Genomic DNA, 14,903 nt, shown 5'->3' with positions numbered 1-14,903 from the left:
GAAAGTCTAATGCTTTTCGTAAGGCTCCTGACTGAGCTATACACCTAGCCGATGATTTGCTACCGATTTCTGTTTTTAACAGAGAGCGGACTGTGAGGAGGTAACGGTAACACCAACGGCACTGACCGTTCTATACGCAGTGAAACTCTGTTGGAATCCCTTTCCTCAAAAATTCGTGAGAATTTTAGGTGGGGGAGGATGTCAATATGCGGTTAAAACAACAGGCATCTTTTACCGCCCATCCTGTAAATCGAGAGCTACCAAAAAAGATAATGTGCACATATTTTATGAAGCGGAGCAAGCGTTTGCTGAGGGGTTTCGTCCATGCAAGCGGTGTAAACCAGGTGGCTTACGCTTACCAGATGAAGAATGGGTTGTGCAAATGACCACATATATTGATAAACACTTTAATGAATTTTTAACATTGGAGATACTAGCTGATGTGTGTCATGGAAGCCCCTATCATTTGCATCGTACATTTAAGAGAATAAAGGGAATAACACCAGTTGAATATATTCAAAACAAACGTATGAAAGAAGCGATTCGATACCTGACAACAACGAATAAATCTCCAGCCAAAATTGGTTTGGAAGTTGGCATCCCCAATATATCCTATTTTATCACCTTATTTAAGAAAAAAACGGGAAATACACCCGCATATTATCGAAAAATCCATCAATAGTAATAGGAGGTATGAAGCTTTGGAGCAAATAAATCATCAAACCATCTATTGGTCCTTGTTTAATCATGAAAATTGGCAATTTTATATAGCAGCAACATCAAAAGGGCTTTGTTACGTTGGTTCCCCAAATAGTCCTTTTGTAGAGCTGTCGGGATGGGTTACGAAAAAATGTCCAAATGATGTTTTAGTTCATAATGATGAGGAGTTAAAACCATATATCGATGAATTTAATGAATATTTTGAAGGAAAACGAAATCAATTTAATATGTCTGTTGATCTTAGAGGGACTGAGTTTCAACAATCAATATGGAGTGCATTATATGACATTCCATATGGAAAAACCAATTCCTATTCGCAAATTGCCGAACGTATACAAAAGCCTCAAGCGGTAAGGGCAGTGGGAGCTGCGATAGGGGCAAATCCTGTCCTAATAACAGTACCTTGTCACCGAGTCATTGCTAAAAATGGTGCATTGACGGGTTTTAGAGGCGGTTTAGAAATGAAAGAATTTTTATTGGACTTGGAAAAAGGAAATGCTTTAAAAAAGGAGGGGTGATGCGTAATCGAATGTTTGTGGATGTAGTCAAAGAAAACAACAAGACCATCCTATGGTGCAAGCCGCAAGATGATCTTGTTTGATATCTCTGTAATTTTAATCAATCATAAATCATTTACTTCCAAATGAATATGAGTTCCTGATGGATCTTTTACCATATAACTAGACACTGTATAACCTAGCTGTTGAAGGTTTTGAATGGCACTGCTCCTCGCTGCTTCATCCCCAAACACGATCTTATAGTATTTCAAGCTAACACTGTTTGGAGATGGTGCAGGTGCACCTGTTCCGTTCCAAGTGTTTAATCCTATGTGATGATGATATCCGCCTGTTGATAGAAAGTGGGCATGATTGCTTAATCGGTGGACAATATTGAATCCGAGTCCTTTGACATAAAATTCATCGGCCTTAACAAGATCGGAAACATGGAGATGAATATGTCCCATGATGGTCGTTGATGGAAGACCAGTGAATTTTTCTCCTTTAGCTTCGGATAAGAGGTTAGGGATATCAATCGCTTCGGTCGTCATGTAAACCTCTTCTCCATTCCACTTCCAGCCTTCTGATGGACGATCAACATAAATTTCTATGCCGTTTCCGTCCGGGTCTGCTAAATAAAGAGCCTCACTTACAAAGTGATCTGATGCTCCTTGAATGGATGGGTACTTGATATCAATGAAGTGCTGTAAGACCTTTGCCAATTCTTTACGGCTCGGCAAAAGAAGAGCGAAATGATATAGTCCAGAACGACGCGGTTCTTTCGGTAAGACACCTTCGGGCTGTTCAATCGTCACTAGTGGATTTTCTCCATCTACTGTTAACGTCACTTTATTTTCAGTACGTTCTAAAATCTGAAATCCTAATAGACCCTCATAAAATAAAAGTGAACGCTCTAATTGTTGAACAATTAAATGTACGTAACTGACAAACGTGACTGGCTTTTTATGAAAACTCATTAGAATCCCCCCAATATATGAATCTTTTACATTCACCATATCATGAAAGTAATCATTTTTAAAAAGATTAGAAATAACATATGGTAAAATATAGACTATATTGAAAGTTTTAACACAAAAAGGAAAAGGTGTAATCATAACTTTTTATAATGTTTAATTGATTGAAATACGTATGGTTAGCAAGCTGAATTTTTAAAGACATAGAAGGGGGCGAAAGGATGGGAACTTTTTTCGGAATATGGGTGATGGTGATTATCATCATTTTGTTAGTGACAATAATGAAATGGAATATTAAACCGGAATACAGAATAGAGAGGTACAATAAGGAATTTCAAGCAGAAATAAATAATATAAAATTAGATGCAACATCTATAGTTGATTTTGGATTAATCCAAAGGTTAGAAACAGCTTTGTCGCTTCCGTATATGGAAAAAGTAAATGCAGAATTTCGAATGAAACATCGATCCTGGAGTCAAAAGAAAGTAAATGGATACTGGAGAGAGCTAAAACGATATTTTATTATGGCTGCGGTATTCAAGAAGGTAGAAATGTTTAGTAAGCAAGTAGATGAGTTATGGCATCTTATGCTTGAGGACGACCAGCTTTATCAGGATTTTAGCAAGAAATTTATTGGTAAGACACTTACTCATTATCCTCATGGAGAACCTGTTCATAAGCCGGAAGAGAGAGAAAAATTTGATGTCATGTATATCCAGTTATTCAAACTCGACCAAAAAACCTCTGCTATTTGGGGGAGATTATTTGCAGCAGGAAAAGGACAATCATTTATCCACTCTATAATGGAAAGTTCTTTGGAGGACTTAAAAAAGAAATATTTAGTTGATGAACCAATTCTAGAAGCAGAGAGAACATTTGAAGCTTTTATTGATTACGTGAAAAAAGAAGGAGGAAATAACCTTCCAAGTGCCTTAAAGGAAAGAAAATACAAAAACAGGGACCTTACAAAAGGAGAGCCAGTAGATTTAAGCTTCATGTACTTTTTATTTATTTCAGACCAATTAACAGATGAAGACTCAAAAGTATTTTCAGAGGGGATAGGAGAGGCGCACCGCCATCACTCAGGTGATTCTGCATCAGTAGGAGGCTATACAACGGATGGAGATGGCCGATCCCATCACCATCACGATAGCTCATGTTCCTCTTGCAGCAGCTGTTCTTCTTGCAGCAGTTGCTCCTCATAAAGTGAAACTTCAATCAGTGGGGGTTTTCCGACGTACACGAAGTACTAGTGCAGACAATACGACAGGACGTCGCGCTTTTGTCTGCTCATCCCCCACTGATTGTTAGTTGAACCAATCACGCTTATACATGCCGCATCTTGTGGCATTCGCCTGACTAGGACGTCCTGTCCGTCGTCGGGCTTTTACGGGCAGTTATGCCCCACCTAGGAATGTTCGTTTACACTTATTACCTTGAGGTGAGGGTTTTACTGCCCGTTAATGCGGGATAAAAGATATTTCTTGTTTAATATATGAAAAAAGGGCGAAACGTTGATTTCTTAACCTTTCGCCAAAACATTAAAATCTTCTCCTCTATTAGAAAATTCTACGCCTTTTTCATAGTATTGCTGCATCATTTCTTCTGGAACCATACTTCCGCCAGTTCCCCAAACTATATGAACAGCATCTTTTATTTTTTCCAACAAATCCAGCTTCCGTAAATACTCAGTTCCTTCATTAAATAACTTTGTTGGTCCGATCATCCCAGCAAGGGCTGATGGTTCTAAATGAAGGTTCTCCGAATCTACTAGTTCCTTTAATAAAATATACAATTGTGGATCGCTAATGGTATAACTTCCGCTTAAGAAAGGCTCGATGGTTTTTCCAACAAAGCCAGAAGGTCTCCCAACCGCTAACCCATCTGCGTCCGTAATATTATCGATCCCAACATCCTGTACGGAAATCTGATCGTGAAGTTCAGTCATTAAGCCGAGCAGCATACATGGGGAGTGGGTAGGCTCAGCAAAGAAGCAGTGTACATGATCTTGAAACATTAATTTTAATCCAAATGCTACGCCTCCTGGCCCACCGCCAACTCCACATGGAAGGTAGACAAACAATGGATGATTCTCATCGATGGTTATCTTTAACTCTTCTAATTGCTTTTTCAATCGTGATGCTGCGACTGCATAGCCTAAAAATAAATCGTGAGAATTTTCATCATCAATGAAATAACAGGAAGGGTCTTGTTCAGCTTGGCTTCGTCCTTCCTCAACTGCTTTGCTGTAATCAGCCTCATATTCTACGACATTGACTCCTTTGCTCCGAAGCAAGTCTTTTTTCCATTGCTTTGCATCAGCCGACATATGGACAGTGACACGAAAGCCAAGCTTTGCACTCATGATCCCGATGCTAAGCCCCAAATTGCCAGTCGATCCTACTGCAATAGAGTATTGTGAGAAGAAAGCGCGAAATTCATCATTGTCTAAAATCGAGTAGTCATCTACTAAGTTTAACAGCTGATGCTGGAGAGCCAGATTCTCTGCATGCTTAAGAACCTCATAAATCCCGCCCCTAGCTTTAATCGACCCTGATATTGGAAGATGGCTATCACACTTTAAAAATAATCCACCTAATAGAGGCTGCCCATGCAGTTGTTCTAATTTTTGTTTCATAGAAGGAATAATCTCTAAAGGAGATTCTATGATGCCATTTGTTATTTGGGTTTCAGGAAAAACCTTAGCAATATAAGGAGCAAAACGATTTAATCTTTCTTCTGCATCTCTTACGTCTTCTAGTGTCAAAGGAGATTTTTTTATTCCAGATTGAAAGGTTTCAAGCTTTGTATTGATCCAAAATACTTCTTCCATTGAAATAATTTTGTTTAGTAAAGGGGTTTGGTTTGCCTCTAACCAGGCTTTGATTTCCTTGTTTTCAACATTTTTCATGTTGATTTTGTCATCTCCTTCTTCTTTATATAACTGGTTTTGAAAGTAGCAACATAGACACCAATCAGTACCATTACCATCCCCGCGATTTGTGCCAAAGTAATTGAACTACCATATGCAATAACTGCAAGTAATGTGGCTACAATAGGGGTTAGGTTTAAATACATACTTGCTTTACTGCCTCCTAATAGCTCTATACCTTTGTTAAAAATGACATAACCGATCAATGTTCCACAAACAACCATATAGGACATTTCAAACCAACTCTGTAGCGACATATTTGATACTTTATCCCATCCACCTTCAAATACAGTACTGATCGCCAAAAAAATCGCTCCTGATAACATCATAACTGTATTCGATAACATTACCGGTGCTCCTTGAATAATAGATTTACCTGTTAGTCCGTAAATAACCCCACATAAAAGAGCTGCAACAAAAAGCAAGTCTCCTAAATTAAATGAGAGAGATACCAAAGCCGATAGTGAACCTTTAACTATAACAATTATAACCCCCATCAGTGATAAAGCTAAACCAATACCAGATTTATTGCTCCAATTTTCTTTACAAAACAAGACAGAACCTAACATGGTGAATACAGGCATTGCAGCTATGATTAATGCACCGTTTGTTGCCGAAGTATATTTCAATGCCGTAAAAAAAAGAGCGTTGTAACCAAAAACCCCAATTAGGCCAATAAATAATAAACTTTTCCAGTGTTTTCTGATGGCTTTCCAATGCCATTCTTTCTGAAATGTCACGATCATCGCTAGTATAATTCCTGTTATACCAAAACGAAGCGTTGCAGCAATAAGTGGTGGAATTTCTGTAATAACATGTTTTGCCGTTGCAAACGCTCCTCCCCAAAATAAAGGAACGAGTAACATTAAAAAATAAATACTCTTCGATTGATTCCTATTCTCCATTTTTTCACCTTTCCAATTTTTTCTTTTATAAATGTTCGTATGTTTAAAAATTTAAACTTTAAAACTGCAAAGAACAAATCAATAGCTTTGTTCAATTGTTTGAATTAGCTCTTTGATTTGTTTTAGAAACTCTTTAGAACTCAATGAATAAAATTTTTCATTTCCATTCTTTTTAAAAGTAATTAAACTTGCTTGCCTCAATATTTTCAAATGATGAGAAACCGCTGGCCTTGAAAGCTCCATTCTTTCCGTAATTTGATTAACATTCAAGCTATCTTGCTCAAGTAAAAGCATAATGATTTGTTGACGATTAACATCTCCTAAAGCTTGGAATATAGGAGTTGTTAATTTAAATTTTTCTAAAACCAGTTCTTTGTTATTACATTCATAGTTTTCCATATTCTTCACCTTTATATGTTTAAACTTTTAAACATACTTATTATGTTTTAATAGTTATTATTTGTCAAATTTATTTAAATAACGTGTAAATATTTCCTTTGCGTTTTATTCCTTTAAATGTAACTTTGAAATACAGTTTGATTAAAAATATCCCTTTTCTACCTGCTTCAGGAAATTGTAGGCTATGGCGACAGTACGAATACATCTTGACATTACTAACTGTATAAAATATTATTACAGTATGCATTAACTGCAACTTTTTTAGTAACATTTAATCCCGTTGAAAGGAGTACTCAGTAATATTATTATGACTGCTTCAAACAATAAGCACCAATAAGGAGGATTGGTCTATGGTAAACGATCATCAAAAGTCGAATGTCAAACCGATGATGTTCGCTTTGTTATTGGGAGGTTTCATCGCTTTTTTAAGTGAAACGCTCTTAAATGTAGCGTTGCGAGATTTAATGGGGGAGATGCATGTCTCGCCAACGACTGTACAGTGGCTAACCACGGGCTATATGCTGGTTATTGGAATTCTCGTTCCGATTACCGCTTTTTTAGTTCAGTGGTTTACTTCAAGACAACTATACTTAACAGCACTAATTGTTTTTACAATAGGAGTACTTGTAGCTGGTCTGGCACCCAATTTTTCAATCTTGTTATTTGGCAGACTGATCCAGGCGATTGGAACTGGCTTAATCATCCCTGTTATGATGAATACAATATTAGTGATTATTCCAATTGAAAAGCGTGGGTCCGCAATGGGGATGATTGTAATGGTCATGATGATTGCCCCAGCCACGGGTCCTAGTTTGTCAGGTCTAATACTCGAACAGTTAAACTGGCGTTGGTTGTTTTTCATTACGCTTCCTTTTTTAATTTTAGCGATCGTATTAGTATCTATGTATATGAAAAACACAATGGAATTAAAGAAGCCTAAAATTGATCTATTATCTATTTTATTATCTACAATAGGTTTTGGCGGTGTCCTATTTGGTTTTAGTAAAATCGGTGAAAGCACAGGAGGGTTAGATTCAGCCGTTATACTTCCACTTTTAATCGGCGTGCTCGGCATTATCCTCTTTGTTTGGCGCCAATTAATATTAGATGAACCAATGCTAGATGTACGAACATTTAAATACCCAATGTTTACGGCGGGACTTTTGCTTGTCATTATCGGCATGATGACTTATTTTGCATCCATGCTTTTATTGCCGATGTATATGCAAGGAGTATTGGGACTTTCAAGTTTTATTGCCGGTCTAGCATTGCTTCCGGGCGGGGTTATTAATGGGCTTATGTCACCGATTACAGGAAAGTTGTTTGACCGTTTTGGACCAAAGCTGTTAGTCATTTTTGGATTCATTATTATGCTGACTACATTTTGGTTTTTATCGCATCTTTCGTTATACAGCGGCATCGTTATGGTTGTGATCTTGTATAGCTGCCTAATGATAGGGTTATCGATGGTTTTTATGCCAGCACAAACGAATGGAATGAATCAGCTGCCTCCTCAATATTACCCTCATGGAACAGCCATCATGGGTACCTTGCAACAAATTGGTGGAGCGATTGGTACATCATTATTTGTTAGTTTAATGACGGCAGGACAAAGTGATTTTTTGGGAAAAACGAAGCAGCCAGATGATCCTAACCAGAAAATTATGGCTTTGAGCAATGGGATCGAGTACGCTTTTACCGTCGCATTTATTATTTTGGCGATAGGTATTTTGATTTCTCTATTTTTAAAAAAGGCACATGCCCCTCTGTTTTCTGGAAATCAAAGAAAAGAGGGATAATAGGTGATGAATATATTAATGTACGAATCAAAAAAGGAGCCTTTCAATGGTTCCTTTTTTTCGTAAAAACAAAAAGATTAGTCGGCTTTTCGTTTCCGTTGAACATATCAAAACAATGGTCCGAATGTTTACTGAACCGGAAAAGCGTAAAAAAGTACTAAACAATCTAATGAAGCATATCGTATCAACGTTATACACAATATCTACTTCATTCCAAAAATTTAATAAAAAATTCACATAATCATTCATGTTCAAAAACGCTCTATTATTTTCATCAAATTTGGAAAAAGAGGTCAGTAAATAATCGTCATTTTGAAAAATAGTACCTAGCTTATATATATCCTTCTTACCTTGTCTTCTACTTTCATTGCGTCCTATTTTAATATCTTCCGAATTTAAATGTTCATCTTGTTCGATTAAACGATCCAAAGCTCCGACATCTTGTATCTTTCTTTTTATGTACATACCATTTAGTGTTGACTCGGAGATGGTTTTATTGTCGACTTGGGTGTCAAAGTATTCATTAAAAGCGATAACCTTCAATCCTGGTTCTGTGAAAATGTCCCCCACTTTTATCTGTACTGTTGAATTATTGATGCTGAGTTCCGTTTTATCCAGAAAATTAGCCCTAACCCATAAGACAAAGTAAATAACTATGAAAAAAATTAAGATTGACAAAGCAGTCAATAACTTATATTTATCGGGAACACTAATAGCAATTGAAACAAATGATAATACAAGACTTATAGGTGACATAAAAGCTAACCAGTCTTGAAATTGCAAAGAAACATTAACGATTTGATCGTAGAATTTTTAGATATCAAGCACTTTCATTTGATCCTTTTCTTTATCATTTTCATGAAGGATCATCAATGGATTCATTTTCCATATATATACCAGATAATTACGGCTAATAATAATGGTTGATCATTACATTTCCCAAGAAAAAACCGGTACTTTACTCTTAGAATTGTGGTAAATGGTGATCAGACAATTTGCACTTAAAGGATGGTTTTATGTGGAAAAAATCGTTTCCTATCTTCCAGACTGGGAAATCTTCATTCAAGGTTTGATTGTATTATTCGTCCCGTTAGCCATTTCAAGATTTTTTAATTGGTTCCGTACATTTGAGGAAGAGTAATGAGAATGAAATGGATGAAATCAAACTGGAAAAAACAGTTTTCAACCACTCAAGGTGAAAACAAGCAAGATTTTTCATATGATCAAGCAACAATAGGCCAACAAATAACAGGGAATTTAGACAGAGATTTGAAACATATTAAGCAAGTAATCGGCCATAATTCAGATGTCCATTTTCGGGAGTTTCACATAGGCTTTACAGGCGTCAGAGCTGCTATTATTTTTGTTGAAGGATTATCCGATAAAGATTTCATCAACAAACAGATTATGAAACCGTTGATGTCAGAACTAGCAAAAGAGTATAATCAGGAGCAAACTTTTGTAAAAGGAAACTTATCAAAAGAGTTTTTAAAAAATCATATTTTTTCAATAAGTGACTTAAAAGAAGTACACAGAATAAACAATGTAGTGTCAGAGGTATTGATTGGATCGACTGCACTAATGATCAATGGAACACTTGATGTCTTCATTTTTGATACCACAAACGTAAAAGCGCGGAATTTTGAAGAACCGGTATCAGAGGCATTAGTAAGAGGTCCACGGATTGGCTTTAACGAAAAGTTAAGCGATAATACCGCTCTTTTACGAAGCCATGGCAAAAATGAGAGTTTATCAATCATTAATTTCCAAGTAGGAAGCCGGGCAAAAAAAGAGCTGGTCATTGTCTATATGGATGGGATCGCAGATCCGGATTTGATAGAAGAGGTAAAGAAACGAATCAAGAAAATTGAGATGGATAATTTGGCTGATTCAGGTTACATAGAGCAGTTTATTGAAGATAATTACCTTAGTCCTTTTCCGCAAGTGCAGAGTACAGAGCGCCCAGACCGCGTAATAAGTGCCCTGATGGAGGGACGAGTGGCTATTTTGTTGGACGGAACACCATTTGCTTTGATTGTTCCGGTTACATTTAGCATGATGCTACAATCACCCGAAGATTATTATGAACGTTGGATTCCCGGAACACTCATCCGTCAATTGCGTTTTGGAGCAGCCCTTATTTCTTTATTGGGGCCTTCCTTGTTTATTTCGTTTATTTCGTTTCATCCCGGATTGATCCCAACCAAGCTAGCCATTTCAATTATTGGTACGAGGGAAGGCGTTCCATTTCCTGCACTTATTGAAGCGCTTTTTATGGAAGTAGCTATTGAAATCATGCGGGAAGCAGGACTCCGACTGCCTAAACCGATTGGTCCAGCAATTGGGATTGTCGGAGGACTGATCATTGGAGAAGCTGCTGTACAAGCAGGGATTGTAAGCCCCATCATGGTAATCGTTGTGGCCATTACCGCTATATCCTCCTTTGCAATTCCACAGTACAGTGCAGGGATTTCATTACGCTTCCTTCGTTTTGGTGCCATGTTTTGCGCAGCTGTATTTGGATTGTACGGGGTCCTTTTGTTTTTTCTCTTGCTTTGTAGTCATTTGGTAAGACTTAAAAGCTTTGGTATACCTTATGTCAGTCCGGCAGTTTCATATCGCTTAAGTGACTGGAAAGATTTTATTGTACGCATGCCGTTCCAGATGATGAAACGCCGTCCAAAAATGCTGCATCCAACAGATTCCCTGCGCAAAAAATAGTATTAGACGAAAGGATGTGAACCAGCGGGCGATGATCGGGCCAAAAGAACAAATTACCACACAGCAAGTTGCTGTCATCCTCATTAATACTTTACTTGCTGTAGGAATCCTCACTCTGCCTAGAACTTCTGTTGAGAAGATAAAAACACCAGATGTGTGGATATCCGTCATATTGGGCGGATTAATAACGATACTGGCAGGAATCGTCATGGTGAAGTTAAGTCAGCGATTCCCCAAAAAAACTGTTTATCAATATAGTGAAGACATCGTCGGAAAATGGGTAGGTAGGTTGGTTAGTCTTGTAATGGTTATTTACTTTTTTACGGTTTCTGCATTTGAAGTCAGAACACTTGCAGAAGTAACCGGCTTCTTGTTGCTGGAAGGCACTCCTTCATGGGCTGTTATCATGCCATTCATGTGGGTCGGTCTCTATCTCATCATAGGCGGCATTAATCCGATGGCCCAGTTGTTTGAAATGATACTACCTGTTACTGTTATCCTTTTTTTGCTGATTGCGATGATGAGCTTCAAACTATTTGAAATTGATCATTTACGCCCTGTATTAGGAGCAGGAATTATCTCTGTACTAAAAGGCGTAAAGACAACTACACTTGCATTTACCGGACTAGAATACATGCTCTTCCTTGTGGCGTTTATGCAAAAGCCGGACAAGGCCGTAAAAGCAATGTTAGTTGGCATTACAATTCCCATGTTCTTTTATGTAATAACCGTAGTGAGGGTCATTGGAGCATTTTCTATCGACGGAATGGTCTCTAGAACATGGCCTACTATTGATCTCATGAGGAGTTTTGAAATTCCGGGACTGATCTTTGAGAGGTTTAAGTCGTTACTGCTCGTGATCTGGATTATGCAGATTTTTACTTCCTTTACATTTGTCTTTTATGTTGCTGCTTTAGGACTTGCTCAACTTTTTAAGAAGAGCATTAATCCTTTTATATATGGTTTAATTCCGGTTATCTACATCATTTCCGCAATTCCAAGAAGTATCGATGAGTTATTTAAATTAGGCGATATCATCGGCAATGCTGCATTGTACTTATTTGGTCTGCCTCCTCTGATTCTTCTCATTATTTCAAAATGGAGGGGTGGAAAGCATGAAGCATAATAAAAAGGTTCGTTTCATTTTAAGCGCTCTATATGTTTTTTCCTTCCTTACACTAACTGGATGCTGGAGCAGCCATGAACTTGAAGAAGTCGGCTTAAGTGTAGGCTTGGCATTAGATCAAGGAAAGGAATCCTCTTTTGAGAAAAAGCTCAAGGAACAGGATGGATTATACCCCAAAAGGGATATTCTAACCTTGACCTATCAATTTGTTAATCCTCTTGGAACGGGATCAAATAGTGAAGGGAAAGGTCAGCAAAAAGCATTTATTAATATTTCTGAAACTGGTGATTCCGTTCATCAAATGACTCGGGAATTTTCATTAAGAAGCCAGCTTCCGGTTTTTAGCCCGCATCTTAAAGTCATTGTCATAAGTGAGAACCTAGCACGAAAATATCGTTTAGAACAATTACTTGATCAGTTTCTCCGTAATAATGAGATTAGGCCCAGCTGTTTATTGCTCATAAGTAAAGGCCAGGCCAGCGATACACTGGAATCAAAAGATGCCAAAGAAATTCCAACGTTTCGACTCATTGGTATTTCTGATAATGAATATCGAACAACAAGGATTTCAGCTCCGGTATCACTTGCAAAATTAATGGGAAAACTGCAATCAGATTCCAGCTTTCTGGTGCAAAATGTGATTTCAGCAAACGGAGAGGTGAAATTTTCAGGAGCAGCAGTGATTGAAGCAAAAAGCAGCAAGCTTCGGGGGTTTTTGAATGAAGAGGAATTGGAGGGCTTAACATGGATTACTGGCAAAGGCAAAGGCGGTCTAGTAAAAACCTATGATAAAGAGACTGATCAGCAAATCATCTATGAAGTAAAAACGATGAAAAGTAATATCACCCCCCATATTAAAGGCAACACCATCTCTTTTGATGTGAACATAGAATCTGAGGGGCGCATATCTGAAAATTGGACAGTTTCTGAAAAAGCGTCTTTAAAAACTGCTGAAAAAGCAGTCGAAGAAGAGGTGAATAGATTGGTAGACCATGTATTAAAACTTATGCAAGAAGATTACAAAGTTGATGTTGCCGGGTTTGGAAATGAGTTGAGAATACATAATCCCAAGATGTGGGAGAAAGTCAAAAAAGATTGGGAGCAAACCTTTAGAGAGGCATCAATCAAGTATAATGTGCAATTAACGATAACAGATTATGGATCTTCAGAATTTAGCAAATTAATACCGGGATAAACGCCCGGTCAGATTGAAAGTAGTAATCCTGAATTGTGAATAAGGAAGTGACCATCAATGATTACCAGTTCAAAAGACCGAATTACGACCGGGCAGGCAACTGTTATCGTGATCAATAGTATATTCGGAGTAGGAATCCTCACTTTGCCCAGAACAGCGGTAGAGAAGGTGAAAACTCCAGATATATGGATCACCGTTATTTTAGGCGGTCTGATCGCGATGATCGCAGGAGTGATCATTGTTAAATTAAGCCAACAGTTTCCCGGAAAAACCTTTTATGAATACAGTCAAGAAATTGTTGGTAAATGGGTTGGAGGGTTACTTAATCTGCTTATTGTATGTTATTTTTTTACAGCTTGTGGGTTTCAAGTCCGAGCGCTAGTAGAAGTATTGACATTTTTTTTGTTGGAAGGCACCCCTACCTGGGCAATCATCATGACATTTATGTGGGTAGGTCTGTATCTGATAATTGGCGGAATAAATCCGATCGCCCGAATGTTTGAAATTATCTTGCCTATTACCGTCATCTTTTTTATAATTGTTGCCTTTATGAGCTTCAGACTATTTGAAATTGATAATCTACGCCCGGTACTAGGGCTGGGAGTGATACCGGTACTAAAAGGAGTACAGACAACTGGTCTATCATACACTGGTTTTGAAACCATTTTGTTCCTTTTGCCATTTATGAAAGAACCAAAGAAAGCAGTAAAAGCCGTTCTAATTGGAATTGCTTTTCCGTTGATTTTTTATTTGATAACGGTCGTAATGGTTATCGGAGCATTATCTGTTGATGGAGTGGTCACGAGAACATGGCCGACACTTGATCTTATACGAAGTTTTGAAGTCACCGGTTTGATCTTTGAACGATATGAGTCCTTGTTGCTCGTAATATGGATTATGCAAATGTTTTCTGCCTTTACGATCTTCTACTATGGTGCTGCTTTAGGACTGGCTCAACTCTTCAAAAAGAGCATTCGTCCATTTATGTATGGCTTGCTTCCGGTTATCTACATCATTGCCATGATTCCGAAAAATATCAATGACATGTTTAAATTAGGGGATTTACAGGGCAATGTCGCGTTGTATTTATTCGGTTTACTGCCACTGGTGCTTCTAATGGTCTCGCGATGGAAGGTTAGAAAACATGAAGAAAAGTCATAACAATTTACGGTTTCTTTTGGTTTCGCTGTTGGTTCTTTTGCTTTAAGAAAAGGGGGGGATCTTCACGTATCCTTCATTCGCCCATAAGCTAAAAGTGGGGTGATGAATGTGTTATTACGGAATCAAATGAACAAAACTGCTTATCATCAAAGATTTTTTCGTCCATTTTGTTTGCCAGTTTTGAATTTAAGATTTGAAAATCCGCGATGACAGTTTTAGGCATAGGTAAAGAGGATGACGCCAGTTGGTTACAATATTCGAGACCTTCTGTTGCTGCTACAGGTTTTCTAATAAACTATTAGACACGGGAAATGGACATACTATCGAAGAAATGAAAAAACCATTCAAGATTTATCTGATCTTATTAGAGAAAAACTATAATTAGTTTTTCTTTTTATTATGGTTTAGAAAACCCCTGGCTATGCCGGGGGTTCTAGAGAGCTTATAGCGTGGTAATAAAAAAAAGCCTCACTT

At 37.7% G+C, this 14,903-nt stretch carries 14 protein-coding genes; 9 read left to right on the top strand and 5 right to left on the bottom strand.

Going from position 1 to position 14,903, the window contains the following annotated elements; genetic code table 11:
* Positions 1-175: 175 nt before the first annotated feature.
* Positions 176-682 carry a helix-turn-helix domain-containing protein gene (locus FDO66_RS20355; RefSeq protein ID WP_309475296.1) on the top strand — a complete coding sequence of 169 codons (507 nt, stop codon included), beginning with the start codon at positions 176-178 and terminating at the stop codon, positions 680-682.
* A gap of 19 nt (positions 683-701) precedes the next feature.
* Positions 702-1,238: a methylated-DNA--[protein]-cysteine S-methyltransferase gene (locus FDO66_RS20350; protein ID WP_141434485.1), complete on the top strand. Its 537-nt coding sequence runs from the start codon at positions 702-704 to the stop codon at positions 1,236-1,238.
* A 104-nt stretch (positions 1,239-1,342) separates the two neighbouring features.
* Here FDO66_RS20350 and FDO66_RS20345 read toward each other — a convergent pair whose 3' ends face one another.
* Positions 1,343-2,194, bottom strand: a complete 852-nt coding sequence (locus FDO66_RS20345; protein ID WP_141434484.1) for a VOC family protein — start codon at positions 2,192-2,194, stop codon at positions 1,343-1,345.
* Positions 2,195-2,412: 218 nt separating this feature from the next.
* Here FDO66_RS20345 and FDO66_RS20340 point away from each other — a divergent pair, with 218 nt between their 5' ends.
* Positions 2,413-3,396, top strand: coding sequence for a glycine-rich domain-containing protein (locus tag FDO66_RS20340; RefSeq protein WP_141434483.1), 984 nt, complete (start codon positions 2,413-2,415; stop codon positions 3,394-3,396).
* Between the two features lie 317 nt (positions 3,397-3,713).
* On the opposite strand, the gene FDO66_RS20335 is transcribed toward FDO66_RS20340, so the two are convergent.
* The 3 genes from FDO66_RS20335 to FDO66_RS20325 form a co-directional block, all read right to left on the bottom strand.
* Positions 3,714-5,102: a D-serine ammonia-lyase gene (locus FDO66_RS20335; protein ID WP_141434482.1), complete on the bottom strand. Its 1,389-nt coding sequence runs from the start codon at positions 5,100-5,102 to the stop codon at positions 3,714-3,716.
* A complete protein-coding gene (locus FDO66_RS20330) occupies positions 5,099-6,028 on the bottom strand; it encodes a DMT family transporter (protein WP_141434481.1) in 930 nt (309 codons plus the stop codon). The genes FDO66_RS20335 and FDO66_RS20330 overlap by 4 nt, the downstream gene beginning before the upstream one ends.
* 78 nt (positions 6,029-6,106) lie before the next feature.
* A complete protein-coding gene (locus FDO66_RS20325) occupies positions 6,107-6,427 on the bottom strand; it encodes an ArsR/SmtB family transcription factor (protein WP_141434480.1) in 321 nt (106 codons plus the stop codon).
* A 350-nt stretch (positions 6,428-6,777) separates the two neighbouring features.
* Here FDO66_RS20325 and FDO66_RS20320 point away from each other — a divergent pair, with 350 nt between their 5' ends.
* On the top strand, positions 6,778-8,226 hold the full coding sequence (locus tag FDO66_RS20320; RefSeq protein ID WP_141434479.1) for an MDR family MFS transporter: 1,449 nt from the start codon (positions 6,778-6,780) through the stop codon (positions 8,224-8,226).
* A 27-nt stretch (positions 8,227-8,253) separates the two neighbouring features.
* Here the strand turns inward: FDO66_RS20320 and FDO66_RS20315 are convergent, their stop codons facing one another.
* The gene (locus FDO66_RS20315; protein WP_181444687.1) at positions 8,254-9,009 is read right to left on the bottom strand and encodes a macro domain-containing protein; all 756 of its coding nucleotides are present in this window, start codon (positions 9,007-9,009) and stop codon (positions 8,254-8,256) included.
* 235 nt (positions 9,010-9,244) lie between these two features.
* Here FDO66_RS20315 and FDO66_RS21370 point away from each other — a divergent pair, with 235 nt between their 5' ends.
* The 5 genes from FDO66_RS21370 to FDO66_RS20295 are packed head-to-tail and all read left to right on the top strand — an operon-like array spanning position 9,245 to position 14,429.
* On the top strand, positions 9,245-9,367 hold the full coding sequence (locus tag FDO66_RS21370) for a hypothetical protein (RefSeq protein ID WP_258535813.1): 123 nt from the start codon (positions 9,245-9,247) through the stop codon (positions 9,365-9,367).
* Between the two features lie 5 nt (positions 9,368-9,372).
* The gene (locus FDO66_RS20310) at positions 9,373-10,947 is read left to right on the top strand and encodes a spore germination protein (protein ID WP_141434477.1); all 1,575 of its coding nucleotides are present in this window, start codon (positions 9,373-9,375) and stop codon (positions 10,945-10,947) included.
* 31 nt (positions 10,948-10,978) lie between these two features.
* Positions 10,979-12,073 carry a spore germination protein gene (locus FDO66_RS20305; protein WP_141434487.1) on the top strand — a complete coding sequence of 365 codons (1,095 nt, stop codon included), beginning with the start codon at positions 10,979-10,981 and terminating at the stop codon, positions 12,071-12,073.
* The gene (locus tag FDO66_RS20300) at positions 12,063-13,268 is read left to right on the top strand and encodes a Ger(x)C family spore germination protein (protein WP_141434476.1); all 1,206 of its coding nucleotides are present in this window, start codon (positions 12,063-12,065) and stop codon (positions 13,266-13,268) included. The genes FDO66_RS20305 and FDO66_RS20300 overlap by 11 nt, the downstream gene beginning before the upstream one ends.
* 57 nt (positions 13,269-13,325) lie before the next feature.
* Positions 13,326-14,429, top strand: coding sequence for a spore germination protein (locus FDO66_RS20295; RefSeq protein WP_141434475.1), 1,104 nt, complete (start codon positions 13,326-13,328; stop codon positions 14,427-14,429).
* Positions 14,430-14,903 lie beyond the last annotated feature (474 nt).

Source organism: Bacillus sp. 03113 (assembly GCF_006546985.1).
Classification (GTDB): Bacteria; Bacillota; Bacilli; order Bacillales; family Cytobacillaceae; genus VATK01.
The sequence above is the reverse complement of the archived record's forward strand: the minus strand, read 5'-3'. Positions and strand labels throughout refer to the sequence as shown.